Raw genomic sequence first — 17,490 nt, 5'->3', positions numbered from 1 at the left:
CCCGCTCTCCCCCTTCTCTCCATCCGCCTCCTTCCCCAGCAGAGGACCAGCCGTGATCTCACTGTCCAATGACGGCCAGTACATCGCCGCGATCGACCAGGGCACCACCTCCAGCCGCTGCATCATCTTCGGCGCCGACGGCCGGATCGTCGCCGTCGACCAGCAGGAGCACAGCCAGATCTTCCCCCAGCCCGGCTGGGTCGAGCACGACGCCGCGGAGATCTGGACCAGGGTCCAGTCGGTCATCGCCGGGGCGCTCGAGAAGGCGAACCTGACCAGGGCGGACATCCGCGCGATCGGCATCACCAACCAGCGCGAGACCACCCTGCTGTGGGACCGGAACACCGGCGCGCCGGTGCACAACGCCATCGTCTGGCAGGACACCCGCACCGAGGCGCTGTGCAAGGAACTGGGCCGCAACGTCGGCCAGGACCGCTTCCGCCGCGAGACCGGGCTGCCGCTGGCGAGCTACTTCGCCGGACCCAAGATCCGCTGGCTGCTGGACAACGTCGAAGGACTGCGCGAGCGCGCGGACGCCGGGGAGATCCTCTTCGGCACCATGGACTCCTGGGTGATCTGGAACCTGACCGGCGGCGTCGACGGCGGGGTCCACGTCACCGACGTCACCAATGCCTCGCGCACCATGCTGATGAACCTGGCCACCCTGGAGTGGGACCCCAAGATCCTGGAGTCCATGGACGTCCCGGCGTCGGTGCTGCCGGAGATCCGCTCCTCCGCCGAGGTCTACGGGCACGCGGTCGGGCTGCTGGAGGGCGTGCCGGTGGCGTCCGCGCTCGGGGACCAGCAGGCCGCGCTGTTCGGGCAGACCTGCTTCCGCGAGGGCGAGGCCAAGAGCACCTACGGCACCGGTACCTTCCTGCTGCTCAACACCGGTGAGAAGGCCGTCAACTCCTACCACGGGCTGCTCACCACGGTCGGCTACCGGATCGGGAACGAGAAGCCGGTCTACGCCCTGGAGGGCTCCATCGCGGTCACCGGTTCGCTGGTGCAGTGGTTCCGCGACCAGCTCGGCATCATCTCCACCGCGGCCGAGATCGAGACCCTCGCCAACACGGTCGAGGACAACGGCGGCGCGTACATCGTGCCGGCCTTCTCCGGGCTGTTCGCCCCGTACTGGCGCTCGGACGCGCGCGGCGTGATCACCGGGCTCACCCGGTATGTGACCAAGGGTCATCTGGCCCGGGCGGTGCTGGAGGCCACGGCCTGGCAGACCCGCGAGGTGGTCGACGCGATGGCCAAGGACTCCGGGGTGACCCTCACCGCGCTCAAGGTCGACGGCGGCATGACCAGCAACAACCTGCTGATGCAGAACATCGCGGACGTGCTGGACGCCCCGGTCGAGCGCCCCTTCGTGGCCGAGACCACCGCCCTGGGCGCGGCCTACGCGGCCGGCCTCGCCGTCGGCTTCTGGCCCGACCTGGACACGCTGCGGGCCAACTGGCACCGCGCGGCCGAGTGGACCCCGCGGATGGACCAGCCCACCCGGGACCGCGAGTACAAGAACTGGCTCAAGGCTGTTGAGCGCACCATGGGATGGATCGAGGAAGACAACGTATGAACAGCATTCCGACGCTGGGCGCCAACCACTCCGCCAGCCGCGCGCAGGCGCGGCACCTGCTCAGCAGCGCCACCTACGACCTGCTGGTCATCGGCGGCGGCATCCTCGGCACGGCCGTCGCCTGGACCGCCGCCCAGTCCGGGCTCAGGGTCGCCATGGTGGACGCGGGCGACTTTGCCGGCGCCACCTCCAGCGCCTCGTCCAAGCTGGTCCACGGCGGGCTGCGGTATCTGCAGACCGGCGCGGTGAAACTGGTCGCGGAGAACCACAAGGAACGGCGCAGCCTCGCCACCGACGTGGCCCCGCACCTGGTCAACCCGCTCACCTTCTTCGTCCCCGTCTACAAGGGCGGCCCGCACGGCGCCGCCAAGCTCGGCGCGGGCGTGTTCCTCTACTCGGCGCTGTCGGCCTTCCGGGACGGCACCGGCCGGGTCTCCACCGCCGCGCACGCGGCGCGTCAGGTGCCGGCCCTGAAGACCGAGGGGCTGCGCTCGGTGGCGGTGTACGGCGACCACCAGATGAACGACTCGCGGGTCGCGGTGATGACGGTCCGGGCCGCGGCGGAGTCCGGAGCGGTGGTGCTGAACCACGCCGAGGTGACCGGGCTGCGTTTCACCGGCGGCAGCGGGGCGAACAGCGGCCGGGTGTCCGGCGCGGAGCTGCGGGACAAGCTTGACGGCAGCGAGTTCGGGGTGAACGCCCGGCTGGTGCTCAACGCGACCGGCCCGTGGGTGGACCACCTGCGGGCGATGGAGGACCCGGGCGCGGCGCCGAGCATCCGGCTGTCCAAGGGCGCCCATGTGGTGGTGAAGCGGAAGGCGCCGTGGCACGCGGCGCTGACCATCCCGATCGACAAGTACCGGGTCTCCTTCGCGATCCCGTGGGAGGACCACGTCCTGCTGGGGACCACCGACGAGGAGTACACCGGCGACCCGGCGGACGTGCGGGCCACCGCGGCCGACATCGACCAGATCATGGGCGAGGCGGGCCACGCGGTCCAGGACGAGCACCTGGACCGGGATCTGGTCACCTACTCCTTCGCCGGCCTGCGGGTCCTGCCGGGCGGTCCCGACGGCACCGCCACCGCGAAGCGGGAGACGGTGGTGACCGAGGGCCGCGGCGGGATGCTGTCCGTGGCCGGAGGCAAGTGGACGACCTACCGTCACATCGGCCGGGTGGTGCTGGAGAAGCTGGCGAAGGTGTCGGGAACCGGCCTGGCCGAGGACATCTCGGCGATTCCGCGGACCGTCCCGCTGCCCGGCGTGGCCAGCCCCGACGCGGTGGCGCACCGGCTGCTGGTGGACCGCGAGCCGGGCACCCGGATGGATCCCCTGGTGGCCCGCAATCTGGCCACGCACTATGGCACGCTGTCCTTTGAGATCGCCCAACTCATCGATCAAAACCCTGAGTTGGGCCTTCCGATCCACGCCGACGGACCCGATGTGTGGGCCCAGGTGGCCTATGCGGCGGCGCACGAGTGGGCCTACACCGCGGACGACGTGCTGCGTCGTCGCACCACGATGGTGGTGCGCGGCCTCGACACACCGGAGGTCCGGGCCGAGGTGGAGGCGTTCCTCGCCACCCAGCCGCGGGACTGAGGGCCTGTCGCCGGAGGGGCCCGGAGCGGAGGTCTACTGCGCCCGGGTACCCAAAGTCGACTGCGCCCGGGTACCCAAAGCAGCACAAATTCCGCCCGGTGAATTGGTAGCGTCGGGGAGTGCTGTGCCAGTAGGCGTGGCGTGCCGTCCGACCGGGAGAGATCTCATGGCCACCACGATCCGCAGAGCAGTGATCCCCGCTGCCGGGCTCGGCTCGCGCCTGCTGCCGCTCACCAAGGCGACCCCCAAGGAAATGCTGCCGGTCGGCGACAAGCCGGTCATCGAGCACACCGTGCGCGAGCTGGTGGCGTCCGGCATCACCGACATCACCATCGTCGTCTCGGGCGGCAAGGGACTGATCCAGGAGCACTTCCGGCCCAACCCGGCCCTGGTCGAGCAACTGCGCACGGACGGGAAGATCGCGTACGCGGACGCGGTGGAGGAGGTCGCCGAGCTGTCCCGGCGCGGTCACATCACCTATCTCGACCAGCACGGCCCCTACGGCAACGGCACCCCGGTCCTGAACGCCAGCCGGAACTTCGGCGACGAGCCGATGCTCGTGCTGTGGCCCGACGACGTGTTCGTGGCCGAGGTGCCGCGCGCCCAGCAGCTCATCCGCGCGTACGAGGCGACCCGCTGCCCGGTCCTGGCGCTGCTGCCGATGGAGCCCGGCGACTCCCAGCGCTACGGCGTGCCGGTGGTCAAGGAGGACCTGGACGACGGCCTGCTGCGGATCACCGGCCTGGTCGAGAAGCCCAAGCCGGACGACGCCCCCTCCGCGTTCGCGGCCATCGGCGGCTATGTGGTCACCCCGGGCATCATCGACGAACTGCGCGAGCAGACCAAGCGCTGGTACGACCACCGCGTCGGCGAGGTCTACCTGTCCGACGCCATCAACGCCTACGCGGCCACCCGGGCCGTGTACGGGCAGGTCATCCAGGGCCGCTGGTACGACACCGGCAACCCGGCCGACTACCTCGTCGCGCAGTTCGCCTCCGCGCTGGCCCACCCCGAGTACGGCCCCCGCCTGCGTCAGCTCGCCCGCGACCTCGACACCGGGCCGGCCGCAGCCAGTGGCTTGACCCGCTGAGCCGCTGTGTTGACGGGTGGTCGATCGGCGCGCAGCGGTGCGCTCCGCTGGACCGGGCCCAGCGGAGCGCACCAGCTGCCCGGTTCAGCTGCCCGGTTCAGCTGCCGAACGGGTTGCCTCCCAGCTGCAGGCCGCCGTTGAGCACGGCCTCGGTGAGTTTGAAGCTGGTGGAGTCGCTCCACTTCATCGCCCCGGTGGCCCCGGTCACCAGGGCGTTCAGGCTGGGCACGGCGTCGGGCACCGAGCCGGCGATCCACTGCGGGACCTGTTCCAGCACCGCCGCCACGGCCGAGACCACGCCGCCGACCAGCAGCGCGACCAGCACCCGGACCACCGTGCGCTCGATCACCGGAACCACCCCGCCGACCACCGCGCCGATGACGGCCAGCACCACGTCCGCCACCGCCTCGGTGATCTGCACCCAGGGCTCCACCGTGTACCAGGTGTGTTCCAGCGGGCTCTGCAGCTGAACCCAGGTCAGCGACTGGGTGCCGTCCGACTTGGTGGCCAACTGCATGCCGGTGTAGTACGTGATCTCGGCGTACGAGTCGATTCCCGGTGAGATCGGAGTGTGTACGTATATGTAGGTCTGGAGGGTGGACCCGGTCAACGTCATCGTGTAAGACGTGACGTTGGGGGTGTAGTTGACTCCGGCTATTTTCACCGGGTCCAGGTTGAAGCTCGATGTCGCCGCGATCTGGGTGTCGTTGTTCCCCAGGACGAATGTCCCCTTGGGCGCCTTCGGGAATTCCGCGGGGATGCTGGGGAGCACCATTTTGCTCATGAAGCGTTCCAGCGACATGTTGAAGCTGGCCCTTGCCCCGGGCGGAATCGCTCCGGCCGCTATCTCCTGGACCGCGCCCTCGTCGGACCTGCTCTCGGTCATGCTCAGCACGCCGAGAAGGGCCTTGGTGATGTCGGTGTTGTCGATGTAGGCGTAGTTGGTCTCGGTGGGGCTGAGCCAGGCGAAGTCTCCGGCGGCCTCGTTCACGCCCAGGTCGACGGTCGCGAACACATGCTGGAACTGCTGCAGGTTGGCGTTGAACCACTGCCCGAGCAACTGCTCCAGGACGTTCACCAGGCTCGGGTCCACCGGGCTCGGCGCGGTGTAGGTCACCGAGGAGACGGTGACCACCGGGTCGTCCGGGCTCCCGCCGGTGGTGCGCACCTTGAGGTTGTTGGGCGTGGTGCCGGCGCTCGGCGCCTGCGGGATGTAGATGAGCTTGACCTCGACGTAGGCGATCCCGCCGTTGACCTGGATGTTGGTGGTCCCGGCGGTGAGGGCGGCGGTGAAGGGGATGTGCATGCGCACGATCGACCCGGAGCCGCCGGTGGCCAGGGACCAGGTGCCGAAGGTGCCGGTGGCGGCGATGGCCGGGCTGAACAGCGAGGCCGGGATGTTCCCCGACCACTTGGTGGGGGAGGTCTTCTTGACCGCGATGGCGTTGTTCACGTCCGGCAGCGGGATGACGTAGACGGTGTCCCAGCCGTTGGTGTTGTAGGGCACCGAGGACGCCGCGGTGGCGGCGACCCGGGTGGCGCTGCTCAGCAGCTGGTGGGCGGGGCTGACCCGCTCGGCGCTGGCCTTGAGCGGTTCCACCTCGATGTGCAGGACCTTGTCCTCGTCGATCTGCGGCAGATAGTGCTGAACGGCCATCAGTTCCACTCCTTTGATTTGGGCATGGTTGGGCGACAGGGCTGTGCTCAGGGCCTGGTGCGGACGTGCGGACGTGCGGACGTGCGGACGTGCGGACGTGCGGAGGTGCGGGTTTGTGGGTCCTCTGGCGTGCGGCGGGTCAGGCCGGGTTGCCGTTGACCATCAGGGCGCCGTCCAGCCGGGCCGAGGTGGCGTTGAACGCCTGGACGCCCTGCCAGTGGACCGAGGTGGCGGCCATCGTGCCCAGGCCGGTGGAGCCGAGGCGTCCGCTGAGGACGCCGGCCAGGCTGTCGGAGATCATCGTGACCACGATCTGGGTGATGGACTCGACCAGCGGTCCGCCCGCCCAGAACCACCACGGGATGTGGGCGGTGTGACCGGAGCGGGAGCCCTGGTCCGGACTGAAGGAGATGCTCTGCCCGGCCGGGGCGTACCGCATCGAGTACTGGCTGGTGATCCACCAGTCCATCGAGATACCGGCCTTGAGGTCGCAGTTCCCGTTCACCGAGAGGGCCAGTGCACCGCCGACCACGCCCAGGCTCAAGGACGTGACCTGCGGGGTGTACCAGATGGCGCCTTCCTTGACGGAGGAGGTCCCGAAGCCGTGCGCGGCGGTGATCACGTGCTTCGCCGGGTCGTAGCCGAAGCAGCCGGGGTTGGCGCCGCCGCCGAAGACCTGGGGGAGTCCGGGGGCGACCAGGTGGGTCAGGAACAGGTCCGTGGACATCGCGAAGGCGAGTTCGCCGCCCCCCGCGAGCAGTTCCGGATCCACGGTGTGCTGCAGCCCGCTGACGTCGCGATCCGTGGTGGTGCTGAGGATGGCGAGATGGCCGGCCCCGCCGACGGTCTCCTGGTAGAGGAAGGCCGAGTGCACCGGAGCGAGCCAACTGCCTGCTCCGGGCGCCATCGGGTTCAGTGAGGCGAAGACGAAGGAGACCGCGTGGGCGTTCGCCGCGAGCGACTCGGCCACGCCGTTGAGCACCAGGCCGGTGCCGACCGCGCCGAGGGCGGCGGACGTGGCGCCGGGCCCCTGAAGGCCGACCGGCGTGATCACGCCGGGACGGCCCTGGTCGCCGAGCTGCCCGGCCTGGTGCAGGGCGAACACCAGGTCCTGGCTGTGCCCGTCCGGTGCGGGCAGCAGCTCCAGCGAGACGTCCACCAGAGCGGTGCACCCGGCGAGGTCGATGCCGGCCGCGGCGCCCGGGCGGACGGTGCCGGCCGCGATCGGCACGGCGAGCCGCAGCAGGTTGCCGGAGCCCCCGGGAACAATGCGCCAGGGTCCGAATTCACCCTGAAGATCGTACGGAGTCGACAGCGTTTCGCCGCTGACCTTGAAATCCGAGATCAATTTGTTCGAGTTCTGTGCCAGAGCGCTGTTCGCCGTCTCCACGGAGAGTGCGCTGACCGTGTCCCAGCCGTAGATGTTCATGTTCCCCCCGATGAGCGTTTTGCCAATTGGGCCACTCCGCCTGGAGTTGAGGATTCCCAAGGTTCCGTGCGGTGTCAACGCTTTCGCACAACTGTGGAAAATGATTCCCCTGGTGCTGGAAATGCATTCCGGTGGCCATGGTGCCCGTGTACGGCGGAATTGCAGGGCGGGCGGGTCCGATGAATTCTGCTGAGACAGATATCTATTTCGCGGCCATCACGGCCCCGGGGCGGGCGATGCGTGCCTGATCAAGTCGGCGACCCGCGGGCCCGCCGCTACGGGACGTTCCAGGCGGGCGTCAGGACGTGATGTCCACCAGGACCTTGCCGACTGTGCCGCTCTCCACCGCGCGGTGCGCGTCGGCGGTGCGGTGGAGCGGAAAACGGGTCAGTGGCAGGCCGTGTTCCTCGCCGACCGGCAGGGCGCCGTCGCGGACCGCGGCGGCGACGTCCTCGGCGGCCGCGGCGCGCGCCTGCGGACCGGCCGTGTAGAGCACCAGGAACTGGAGGCGCGTGTTGAGCACCAGGTTGTGCCGCACGTCCAGTTCGACCGGCTTGCCGCCGTCGTTGGCGTAGGTCGCGATCGTGCCGCGCGCCCGCAGCACGGCCAGGTCCAGTGCGATGTTCGCGCCGAGCGCCACTTCGGCGACGATGTCGACGCCGTCCGGGGCGATCCTGCGGATCTCGGCGGCCGGATCCTCTTGTCGATAGTTGATCACGTGGTGGGCGCCGGCGGCGGTGGCCAGTCGGGCCTTCTCCGGTCCGCTGACCGTGCTGATCACGGTCGCGCCGGCCCAGCGGGCGAGCTGGATCACGGCGTGCCCGACCGCACCGGCCCCGCCGGCGGCGAGCACGACTGTGCCGTCCAGCGCCCCCGGCCGCAGGCGGCGCGGGCCGTCCTCGGCGACGGTGAGCGCGCGGTGCGCGGTCAGCGCGGGGACGCCGAGTGCGGCGCCGACGTCGAAGCCGGCCTCGTCGGGCAGCGGCACGGCTCGCTCGGCCGGTACGACGGTGAACTCGGCGGCGGTGCCGGTGGGCCGCCCGGCGGCAGCCATGAACAGCCAGACCCGCTGGCCGACCCGGCTCCGGTCGACTCCCTCACCGACGGCTTCGATCACGCCGGCGCCGTCCAGGTGCGGGGTGATCTCGGAGGACTGCTTGGTGTGGGCGGGGCCGGAGCGGGCCTGCCAGTCGGTCGGGTTGATCCCGGACACGGCGACCCGGACCCGGACCTCGCCGGGGCCGGGCACGGGCAGGTCGCGGTCGACGAGCCGAAGAACGTCGGGGCCGCCGTTGTCGCGGTAGACGATGGCTTTCATGATCTGTCCTTACAAGGGGGGCGCCGGTCAGCCGATGGGGACTGCGGCGGAGCGGACTCAATGGCGTCGAGGGTGGCCGGGGTGGCGGCGTCGAGAGTGATCCCGCCGGAGGCGGTGTTGGCTTCGAGGTGAGCGGGATTGGCAGTGCCGGGGATGAGCAGCACGTTGGAGGCTCGGTGCAGTAGCGGGGGCAGGCCGACCTCGCCTTGGGCAGGCAGGCGATGCCCGCCGGCAGGGCGCGGCGCAGACCGTCGAGAGTGACGCAGCCCAGACCGATCGCGCCGGTCTTGCCCTAGTCGCGCAGGGCGGTCATGGCGCGGTCTCCTCAGCCGGTGACTGCAGGGCGGTATACAGCAGTTGGGCCAGGTAGAGGCTCTGCACGCGGTGGGCGATCGGGGTGGCGCGCTCCTGGGCCTCGGCCGGCTCCAGGTGTTGGACCTTGACCAGCCAGGCGGTGACGCTGTCGTGCACCATCGCGCGCATCTGGTCGATCGTGTCGACGACGATGCCGTGGATGGCCGGGTTGTTGGTCGCCTCGCCCCAGGTCTGCACGCCGACCCGGGCTTCGACCGGGTCGATGTCGGCGATCAGGCGGGCGAGCAGTTCGTCGGGGTCGGGCGGGGTGTTGCTTCCGGCGTACTCGCCGAGGGCTTCCCCGCGTTTGGCGAGCACCGTGTGGGCGGAGGCCTGAACCAGGTCGGCCTTGTTGCGGTAGTGGGTGTAGATCGAGCCGGCTGACAGGCCGGACTCGGCCGTGATGTCGGCGATCGAGGTCCGCTCCAGGCCGTTGCGGCTGAAGCAGCGTACGGCGGCCTCGGTGATCTGGGCGCGCCGGAGTTCCTTGCGTGCATCGGTGAGTCGAGGCACCGCACCTCCTGCAAAAAGAATGTTGCTTCTGCTTGTTGCCCCCACCATACAGAACACTGGTTCTGTTTGCCGCGCGGGCGGATGTGGCGGGGATCACGTCGCGGAGAAACCCGGGTGTCGTGCCTGCTGTCCGGCCGCGTTCGGGCCGGTTCTGTTCCGCTACTCGGAAGGGTCGGGAGTCAGGTTCTTTTCGAGGCGGCGGAGTAGACGGACGGCGTCGCCGCGTTGGCGGTCGGACAGGCCGGCGGTGGTGAGCGCTTCCAGCTCGGCCCAGAGCTGTTCGACCTGTGGGCGCAGTTCGGTGCCTTGCGGTGTCAAGGACACGATCATCGAGCGGCCGTCCGTCGGCGAGGGCGAGCGGGTGATCAGCCCTTGTTGCTCCAGGCGCTGCAGAGTCCGGGTGACGGTGGAGGCGTCGAGTTTCAGCGCGGCGGCCAGGTCGCGCTGGGACTGGTGGTCGTGGTCCCACAGCCGCATCAGCAGGAGTTCCTGGCCGGGGAACAGGCCGACGCGCTGCAGGAGGCGCGCCGCTGCCACCCGATGCGCGCGGGCGAGTCGGACGGCCAGGTGGCTGATCTCGCCGTACTGCTCCACGGGCGCCCCTTTACGGTCTCCAGTTGCTTGTCCGGCCACATACTACGGCAGCCTTGCCGCTGATGGTGATGCACGAGGTGGGTAGACAGTTGGCTGGCCAATGATTATGTTTGGCCAGCCAACTACTTTCCTGTGCTTGGGGGCTGGACATGAGTGTTCGACCGGGATGGATCCTGGTGATCGGCGCGACGGGGCGTCAGGGCGGAGCCGTGGCAAGGGAGCTGCTGGGACGTGGCTGGGAGGTCCATGCGCTGGTACGCGATCCGCAGGCGCCCGCGGCGCGGAGGCTGGCGGATCATGGTGCGGTGCTGGTTCGCGGCGACCTGGACGACACGGCGTCGCTGCACGCCGCGATGCGCGGGGCGTACGGGGTCTTCAGCGTGCAGACCTTCACCACGCCGGAAGGCGTCACAGGTGAGGAGCGCCAGGGGCGGTCGGTGGCCGACGTCGCCGGGTGGGAGGAGGTCGCCCACGTGGTCTACAGCTCGGTCGGTGGGGCCGAACGCGGCAGCGGCGTGCCGCACTTCGAGAGCAAGGCCGCAATCGAGCGGCACATCGAAGCCCTCGGCCTGCCCGCCACCGTCCTGCGGCCGGCGATGTTCATCGACAACTTCGCGTCATTCGGGCCGACTCTGGTGGAAGGCGAGCTGGTCCTGTCCCTTGGGCTGGCGCCGGAGACCGTGCTGCAGATGATCGCGACCCGGGACATCGCCGTCTTTGCCGCTGATGCCTTCGACGACCCGCAGCACTGGCTCGGCCGGAAGGTCGAGATCGCGGGTGACGCGCTCACCGGGGCGCAGATGGCCGAGGCGTTCGCGGAAGCAGCCGGCATGCCCGCGAGATTCCAGGAACTGCCGATGGCGCAGCTTCGCGCGATGAGCGAGGACATGGCCGCCATGTTCGACTGGTTCAACCGCGAGGGGTACCGCGCCGACCTCGCTGCCCTGCGCGAGCGCCACCCGGACCTGACCACACTGAGGTCCTGGCTGCGCGACACCGGCTGGAAGGCGTCGGCGCGGTGAGCCGGGCGGGCGTCTTCCACACCTACGGCGGCCAGGAGGCGCTGCGTGTGGTTGAGGCCCCTGAGCCGATGCCGGGTTGCTCGTGTCCTTAGAGCAGTCACAAACTGGCTCGGCAGGCTTGGTGAGTGTTCCGGCCCCACCAAGGAGTAATCATGCGTCGTATCGTTCTGTGGATCGTCTCCGCCGCCGCGGCGGTCGCTCTGGCCTTCGGCATCGTCACCGTGTCCGAAGGCAGTAGCGCCCCCAGCACCGCACCCGCGGTCAGTTCCTCCTCCTCGCCGAACCCGGGCAGCTCCAGCACCGCCAAGGCCGACGACGGCGGCAAGGCGGGGGCGACCAACAGCCAGACCGGCAAGCCGGGTGAGAACAAGTAGACCCCCACGGCGAACACCCCGTCGGGCCGTGACCGCCCCCTCGCAGCGCACCGTCCGGGTGCGGTAGCGGTAGCGGGTGCCATGGCCGGGCGGGGCAGTTCGGGTTTCTTAGGGCCATCACAAGAACGACGGTCAGAGTGTGCTCCGGATCCCCTCCCTCCGCGAGCCTCCTGGAGCCACGACGATGACCGCAGCCATGCCCACGCCCACGCCCGGCGGGGCGAGCGCACCCCGGATTCGGGCCCGTTGGCCGGAGGCCCTGCCCGTGGGTGGAACGGGCATGGGCTCACGACCTGCTGACGCACCGTCATTGACGGGTGGGCTTCGCCTCGTTCTGGCTCATGATCGAAAGTAGGAGTCGGCGCATGCCGGCGGTCACCGAAGGTCACCGCCGACATGCGCCGCGGGCTTGGTTACTTGTTCTCGCCGGGCTTGTCCGAGTGGGTGTTGTCACCGGGTGAGTTGTCGCCCGCCTTGGCCGGTGCGGAACTGCCTGGTGCGGCGCTCCCTGGCGCGGCGCTACTGGTGGGCTGGCCCGGGACCTGGGGGGCGTTGGAGCCGCTGTCGTTCTTGGACTCGCCCGATTTCCCGCCCACACCGGCGAGGTCGGCCTGGTAGGTGAACAACAGGGCGGTGACGGCCAGAGTCGCGGTGATCCACAGGGTGATGCGTCGCATGGTTTCTCCTTCAGCGATGGCGGTAGTGAGGGTGTGGGGGGCGGCGCTACCAGGCGAACTCCTCGGTGTGCAGGTGGTCCCGGTGCGTGCCCGCGCGGTGCACGGACTTGCGTACGGACCTCAGCCAGGCGGGCGGTCCGCAGGCGTAGACGTCGCAGTCGGCGATGTCGGGCACCAGGAGCTTGAGGGTCTGCGCGTCGTCGGTGCCGTGGTGGGGATCGGCCGGCAGCCAGGAGTCGCCCGCGCGTCGCGGTCCGGGCAGGAAGAGCAGTTCGACGCCTCGGCGTGCCGCGATCTCGTTGAGTTCGTCGACGAAGACGGCATGCTCTGCCTGGGTGTACCGGTAGATCAGGGTGGTCTCCCCGGGGCCGAAGGGGGCGTCCTCCAGCAGGGCCCGCATCGGGGTGATGCCGATGCCGGCCGCGATCAGCAGCATCCGCTCGTTGCGGCGCCGCTTGGCCGTCAGCGTCCCGTACGGGCCCTCGATCAGGACCCTGGTGCCGGGCCTGAGGCCGGCGGCGCGGGTGCTGCCGTCGCCGGTGGCCTTGATGGTCACCCGCAGCCGGTCGGGGGTGGGGGCCGCGGACAGGGTGTAGGGGTTGCCGCGGGACCAGCCGGGGCCGTCCAGGAACCGCCAGATGAAGAACTGTCCGGACTGGGTGCGCAGCCGGTCCAGCCGGTGGCCCCGCATGTGCACCGAGACGACTCCGTCGGCTTCGGTGTCCACGCCGGTGATGCGGATCCGGTGGTACAGGGAGCGCCATGCGGGCAGGGCCAGCCGGTACAGCACGGTGGTGCCGGCGGCGAACAGGTACAGGGTCCACCAGTAGGCACGGGCCGCGGGCTGGTGGAAGTCCGAGCCGTCGGCCAGCGTGTGCGGGAACGAGAAAGCAATGCCGAAGTAGGCGTACAGGTGGATCAGGTGCCACGACTCGTAGCGCAGGCGTCGCCGTGCGGCCCGGACGGAGGTGGCCACCACCATGATCAGCAGGATGGTGCCGACGCTGGCGAACAGCATCCAGGAGTCGGTGACGAACACGGTCCACAGCTGCTGCCAGGCCGCGGCGGGGTCGCGCTGGACCCGCTGCAGGGCGAACAGGGCGACGTGGGCGAGCATCAGCCAGAACGAGGCGAAGCCGATCCAGCGGTGCCTGCGGGTGAGCAGGTCGTGTCCCCAGGCGCGTTCGACCCAGGGGATCCGGGCCATCAGCACCATCTGAAGCAGCATCAGATCAGAGGCCACCAGACCGGACAGCAGACCCAGCGAGCCGATCGCGGTGTCCACCGTGGTCAGGCTCAACAGGCCCTGGTCCAGCAGCCACAGACAGACCACCGCCACCACGGAGGCGATGGCGGCCGGGCCGAGCACGTCGGCCAGAGTGAACCGGAAGGTCCCGCGCCAGCGGGTGGGCGGCCGTCGGTGGCCTACCGGCGGGGCCACCTTGTAGGTCGTCATCGGTCAGTTCCTCCAAGCGGGGACAGAAGTGCGGGGCACGGCAGGCGGCAGCGCCTGGCGGACGCTGCGGTCACCAGCCTGGTCGGCCTTCTTGTGACCGCTTTAAGAAGCGCTCCCGGCTCTGTCGCGGCTCCTTAAGCTGCCTTGTGATTTCGCCGGGCAGGGTGGAGCGGGACGAGGGGACCGCACGAGGAAAGGGGACGCTGATGCTCAGGCGCACGCCGTTCACGGCGGCCTGTTCTCGCTGTCCGGGCTCGGGTTCGTGCTGGGGCATGTGCTGGCGACGCTGGCCACCGAGATCCCGGTGGGCCTGGCCGTCGCCGCGGGCCACCTGCCGCCGTCCTCGCTGCAGCGCCTCGACTACGGCGTCAGCTTCGGCCTGATGGCCTGCCTCGGCGCCCTGACCGGCCTGGTGTCCTGCCCAGTCCGCTGGACGGTGCTGGCCGCGGCCAGCGCTCGGCCCCGGTCCCGGCTGAGCCCCGCAGCGGCGCTCGGCTCCGTCCCGGATTCTTAGGCTGCCTTGTGAAAGGCAGTCCAGGCTGAACACTGCCGGTTGCAAGCCGGACACGAACGCGGCCCCGGTCCGGGATCCCAGGACCTGACCAGGGGGGCCGCGATGATGGACTTCCCGGCCACCAGGCCCGGGCCGCACAGATTGGTGGGTGGTCACCGTTTCCCGTCGCACCCCGCAGGTGCTGGTCGTGGACGACGACCGGGGCGTGCGCCAGGCGTTGCGGCTCGCGCTGGGCCTTGAAGGCTTCGAGGTCCGCGACGCCGACAGCGGTGAACAGGCGCTCAAGGAGATCGCCGCGCACCTGCCGGCCGTGGTGGTCCTCGATGTGATGATGCCCGGAATCGGCGGCGTCGAGGTGGTGCGCCGGCTGCGCGCCCAGGGCCGCACCATCCCGGTGTGCATGCTCTCCGCGCGGGACGAGGTCGAGGACCGGGTCGCGGGCCTGGCGGCCGGCGCGGACGACTACGTCGTCAAGCCCTTCTCGGTGGCCGAGCTCGCCGCCCGCCTGCACGCCCTGGTCCGCCTGCACGAGAGCAGCGAACAACGACCCCTGGTCCTGGGCGACCTGGCCATCGAACCCGCCCGCCGACTGGCCACCCGCTCCGGACGCGACCTGAATCTGACCACCCGTGAGTTCGACCTGCTGCTGGCCCTGGCCCACCGTCCCGGCCAGGTGCTGGGCCGCACCCAGCTGCTGGAGCAGGTCTGGGGCTACACCTGGGAGGTCGACACCAATGTGGTCGACGTCTTCATCGGCTATCTGCGCAAGAAACTGGAGGCGGACGGCGACACCCGGATCCTGCAGACCGTGCGCGGCGTCGGCTTCGTCCTGCGCACATGATCAGCATCCTGCCGCGCAGCCTGCGCTCCCAGATCACCGCCAGTGTGGCGCTGCTGGTGATGGTCCTGGTGGCCCTGGCCGGTCTGATCATCGTGGTGCGGATCGACCACAGCGACCGCACCGACGTCGACCGCCAGCTCGCCTCCCGCACCGAGAAGGTCCGCCAGGACGCGGACAAGCTGCTGAGCCAGGGCAATGGCGCCGGCGGACGCGGCGAGGACGACTACGGCGGCCTGCTGGCCGGCAGCCAGTCCCTGGTCCGCCTCATCGCCAACGGCAAGGTCGTGGCCCAACGCGGCGAACAACCCGCCACCCCCGTCCCGGTTCCGACCGGTGACGGCTACAGCACGGTACGGGTCGGCGGTCAGTCCTGGCGGTCGCTGGTCGAACCGGTCAGCACCACCGGCGGCGACCGGCTCCAGGTCCTGGAGAACCTCGAACCCATCGAGGAGCGACTGGCCGACAACACCCGCCTGGTCACCCTGGTCACGCTACTCGCCACGCTGCTGGCCGGGATCGGGGTGTGGCTGCTCAGCCGGATCATCCTGCAGCCCCTGCAACGGCTGCGTACCGGCGCCCAGCACATCCGCCCCGCCGACACCGGCCAGCAACTGCCCACGGTCCACCGTCCACGCGAGGTCGCCGACCTGTCCGCCGCGCTGAACCGGATGCTCGACCAGCTCCAGTCCGGGATGCTCGCCACCCGCCGCTTCACGGCTGACGCCGGCCATGAGTTGCGCACGCCGCTGACCAGCCTCGGGATGACCCTGGAGACCCTGCAGCGCAATCCCGACCTGCCGGCCGCGACCCGGGCCGACGCGCTGGCGGCGATGGCCGTCGAGCACCACCGCATCACCACGCTGCTGGAGGGCCTGCAGACGCTGGCCCGCGGGGACGCACAGGCGCTGCCCGCCCGTGCCTCGGTGGACATGGCGGAACTCCTGGACGAGGCCGTGCGGCGGGCCCAGCGCCGTCACCCCGAGACCACCTACACGCTCACGGCGCTGTGTGCGATTGAGGTCAGGGCGTGTCGGCCTGGCGGGTTGTCTGATGGGTGATCACCTCTCGGCAGCGCGGTCGGAGACCAGGCCGGCTACGGCTGTGTAGGTCTCGTCGAAGTCTTCGCGGCGGCCGAGGAAGCGTTGCAGGGTGCGCCATTGCTTGTGCTCGGCGTTGGCGTGCTCCACGCAGATGCGCTCCGACGACTGCTGGTGGCGTTCCGCGTTCCAGGCCGCGAGTTCCTGGGGTGTCGCGTCCTTCTTCGGTTTGAGCGGCGGAGCCTGGACCTGGTCGGGAAACTCCTTCGCCAGGCCCCGGTATCCGGCGTCGACCTTGGCTTTGACCTGTGGGAACTGCCTGAACAGGTCGGCGATTCCCTCGGTGCGCACCGCCGTCTGGTCGTGCATCCGCCCGGGGCGGAACGCCCCGGCCCACAGAGTCCGGCCCTGGCCGTCGGTGACGACGGTGGCCTTCTTGGTGTTCATCTTCTTTTTGCCCGAGACGAACGCACGTCGGCCGGGCTTGTTGGCGCGCGGGCGGCGGACCTGGACCTCGGTCCCGTCGAATCGCAGCTCGACGCCCTCGGCCGCCGCGTAGGCGAAGACGTCGGCCAGGGTGCGAAGCCGCAGCTCGGGATGGTCCTTGACGGCGAATCCGCGTGCGGCCAGCAGCGGTCTGATCTCACGGATCGCGCGGGTGACCGTGGAGCGGTCCACTCGGTACAGCTCGGCCAGGGCCGCGTGCGGGAGCTGGAAGCGCAGCGCCACCAGGGTCACGATGATCCGGTCCACGAACACCAGATCGTGGTCGGGGCCGGCCCCGGCCGCACGCAACCGCTCGTGGCCTCGGCGTTCACGCAGCCGGGATTCCTCGGCAGCAGTCCAGACGCCGGCGAGTTCGGCGACGAGTTTGCCGAGTCGCCGCGGCTGGAGGCCGGTGAAGATACGCTTGGACAAGGCCGTGCGGCCCGGGTGATGCGTCACAACACCACTCCACCGCACGGCCTGCTTCATGTCCGGGCAATACCACGATCGTTATTCGTACACCGCGCCGTCAGCACCAGCATCACTCCACCCGCGAGCGCCTCCCCCCTGGTCGAAGGCTGGCCCACCGGGCTGCGGCTGGCCCTGGACAACCTCCTCGACAATGCCGCGCTGCACGGGAAGGCCCATGGGCGGGTCCAGGTCGAGCTGCAGGCGGACACCGCCGCCGTCCAGGTGAGCGTCACCGACGACGGGCCCGGCATCCCCGAGGACCTCAGAGAGGCCATGAAGGCGCGCTTCGCCCGGGGCCCGCACCCCCGCAGCGACGGGTCAGGCCTCGGGCTCGCCCTGGTCGAACAACAGACCCAACTCCACGGCGGCACCCTCCACCTCGACCAGGCCCCCACCAGCGGACTCCGGGCCACGCTGACCCTGCCGCAGCCCCCCAGTGCGGGGCTCGGCTGAGCGCAGGCAGGCAGGCAGGCAGGCAGG

At 70.1% G+C, this 17,490-nt stretch carries 16 protein-coding genes and 2 pseudogenes; 9 read left to right on the top strand and 9 right to left on the bottom strand.

The window, feature by feature from the left end; translation table 11 throughout:
- The first annotated feature begins 52 nt into the window (after positions 1-52).
- The 3 genes from glpK to ACXKR8_RS07515 all read left to right on the top strand — a co-directional run bounded on the left by glpK (position 53) and on the right by ACXKR8_RS07515 (position 4,267).
- On the top strand, positions 53-1,579 hold the full coding sequence (glpK, locus tag ACXKR8_RS07525) for a glycerol kinase GlpK (protein ID WP_458272111.1): 1,527 nt from the start codon (positions 53-55) through the stop codon (positions 1,577-1,579).
- Positions 1,576-3,177 (top strand): glycerol-3-phosphate dehydrogenase/oxidase, encoded by a 1,602-nt coding sequence (locus ACXKR8_RS07520; RefSeq protein WP_458272110.1) that lies wholly within the window; start codon positions 1,576-1,578, stop codon positions 3,175-3,177. Before glpK ends, ACXKR8_RS07520 begins: the two co-directional genes overlap by 4 nt.
- A 166-nt stretch (positions 3,178-3,343) precedes the next feature.
- Positions 3,344-4,267, top strand: coding sequence for a UTP--glucose-1-phosphate uridylyltransferase (locus ACXKR8_RS07515; protein ID WP_458272109.1), 924 nt, complete (start codon positions 3,344-3,346; stop codon positions 4,265-4,267).
- A 97-nt stretch (positions 4,268-4,364) separates the two neighbouring features.
- Here the strand turns inward: ACXKR8_RS07515 and ACXKR8_RS07510 are convergent, their stop codons facing one another.
- The 6 genes and pseudogenes from ACXKR8_RS07510 to ACXKR8_RS07485 all read right to left on the bottom strand — a co-directional run bounded on the left by ACXKR8_RS07510 (position 4,365) and on the right by ACXKR8_RS07485 (position 10,132).
- On the bottom strand, positions 4,365-5,924 hold the full coding sequence (locus ACXKR8_RS07510) for a TULIP family P47-like protein (protein WP_458272108.1): 1,560 nt from the start codon (positions 5,922-5,924) through the stop codon (positions 4,365-4,367).
- A gap of 139 nt (positions 5,925-6,063) precedes the next feature.
- Positions 6,064-7,353: a TULIP family P47-like protein gene (locus tag ACXKR8_RS07505; RefSeq protein ID WP_458272107.1), complete on the bottom strand. Its 1,290-nt coding sequence runs from the start codon at positions 7,351-7,353 to the stop codon at positions 6,064-6,066.
- 298 nt (positions 7,354-7,651) lie between these two features.
- Positions 7,652-8,671, bottom strand: coding sequence for an NADPH:quinone reductase (locus ACXKR8_RS07500; RefSeq protein WP_458272106.1), 1,020 nt, complete (start codon positions 8,669-8,671; stop codon positions 7,652-7,654).
- Positions 8,668-8,963 (bottom strand): annotated as a pseudogene (locus tag ACXKR8_RS07495) (hypothetical protein); the annotation flags it as partial. The pseudogene ACXKR8_RS07495 and the gene ACXKR8_RS07500, both read right to left, overlap by 4 nt.
- Positions 8,964-8,980: 17 nt before the next feature.
- Positions 8,981-9,538, bottom strand: a complete 558-nt coding sequence (locus tag ACXKR8_RS07490; protein ID WP_458272105.1) for a TetR/AcrR family transcriptional regulator — start codon at positions 9,536-9,538, stop codon at positions 8,981-8,983.
- A gap of 159 nt (positions 9,539-9,697) precedes the next feature.
- Positions 9,698-10,132 carry a MarR family winged helix-turn-helix transcriptional regulator gene (locus ACXKR8_RS07485; protein ID WP_458272104.1) on the bottom strand — a complete coding sequence of 145 codons (435 nt, stop codon included), beginning with the start codon at positions 10,130-10,132 and terminating at the stop codon, positions 9,698-9,700.
- 149 nt (positions 10,133-10,281) lie between these two features.
- Between ACXKR8_RS07485 and ACXKR8_RS07480 the strand changes: the two genes are divergently transcribed.
- Both ACXKR8_RS07480 and ACXKR8_RS07475 read left to right on the top strand, forming a co-directional pair.
- On the top strand, positions 10,282-11,154 hold the full coding sequence (locus tag ACXKR8_RS07480; RefSeq protein WP_458272103.1) for an NmrA/HSCARG family protein: 873 nt from the start codon (positions 10,282-10,284) through the stop codon (positions 11,152-11,154).
- A gap of 152 nt (positions 11,155-11,306) precedes the next feature.
- Positions 11,307-11,528, top strand: coding sequence for a hypothetical protein (locus ACXKR8_RS07475; protein WP_458272102.1), 222 nt, complete (start codon positions 11,307-11,309; stop codon positions 11,526-11,528).
- A 413-nt stretch (positions 11,529-11,941) separates the two neighbouring features.
- Here ACXKR8_RS07475 and ACXKR8_RS07470 read toward each other — a convergent pair whose 3' ends face one another.
- Positions 11,942-12,205: a hypothetical protein gene (locus ACXKR8_RS07470; RefSeq protein WP_458272101.1), complete on the bottom strand. Its 264-nt coding sequence runs from the start codon at positions 12,203-12,205 to the stop codon at positions 11,942-11,944.
- A gap of 46 nt (positions 12,206-12,251) precedes the next feature.
- Positions 12,252-13,661: a ferredoxin reductase family protein gene (locus ACXKR8_RS07465; protein ID WP_458272100.1), complete on the bottom strand. Its 1,410-nt coding sequence runs from the start codon at positions 13,659-13,661 to the stop codon at positions 12,252-12,254.
- A gap of 259 nt (positions 13,662-13,920) precedes the next feature.
- Here ACXKR8_RS07465 and ACXKR8_RS07460 point away from each other — a divergent pair.
- From ACXKR8_RS07460 to ACXKR8_RS07450, 3 genes and pseudogenes are all read left to right on the top strand, one after another.
- Positions 13,921-14,106 (top strand): annotated as a pseudogene (locus tag ACXKR8_RS07460) (rhomboid-like protein); the annotation flags it as partial.
- A 217-nt stretch (positions 14,107-14,323) separates the two neighbouring features.
- Positions 14,324-15,016 (top strand): response regulator transcription factor, encoded by a 693-nt coding sequence (locus ACXKR8_RS07455; RefSeq protein WP_458272099.1) that lies wholly within the window; start codon positions 14,324-14,326, stop codon positions 15,014-15,016.
- A complete protein-coding gene (locus ACXKR8_RS07450; RefSeq protein WP_458272098.1) occupies positions 15,013-16,074 on the top strand; it encodes a histidine kinase dimerization/phospho-acceptor domain-containing protein in 1,062 nt (353 codons plus the stop codon). Before ACXKR8_RS07455 ends, ACXKR8_RS07450 begins: the two co-directional genes overlap by 4 nt.
- Here the strand turns inward: ACXKR8_RS07450 and ACXKR8_RS07445 are convergent, their stop codons facing one another.
- Positions 16,075-17,028: a transposase family protein gene (locus ACXKR8_RS07445; protein WP_458266773.1), complete on the bottom strand. Its 954-nt coding sequence runs from the start codon at positions 17,026-17,028 to the stop codon at positions 16,075-16,077.
- Between ACXKR8_RS07445 and ACXKR8_RS07440 the strand changes: the two genes are divergently transcribed.
- Positions 16,990-17,463 carry a sensor histidine kinase gene (locus tag ACXKR8_RS07440; RefSeq protein WP_458272097.1) on the top strand — a complete coding sequence of 158 codons (474 nt, stop codon included), beginning with the start codon at positions 16,990-16,992 and terminating at the stop codon, positions 17,461-17,463. The genes ACXKR8_RS07445 and ACXKR8_RS07440 overlap by 39 nt on opposite strands.
- Positions 17,464-17,490 lie beyond the last annotated feature (27 nt).

It is taken from the genome of Streptacidiphilus sp. PAMC 29251 (assembly GCF_054208735.2).
This window is presented reverse-complemented; position numbering and strand designations above follow the sequence as displayed.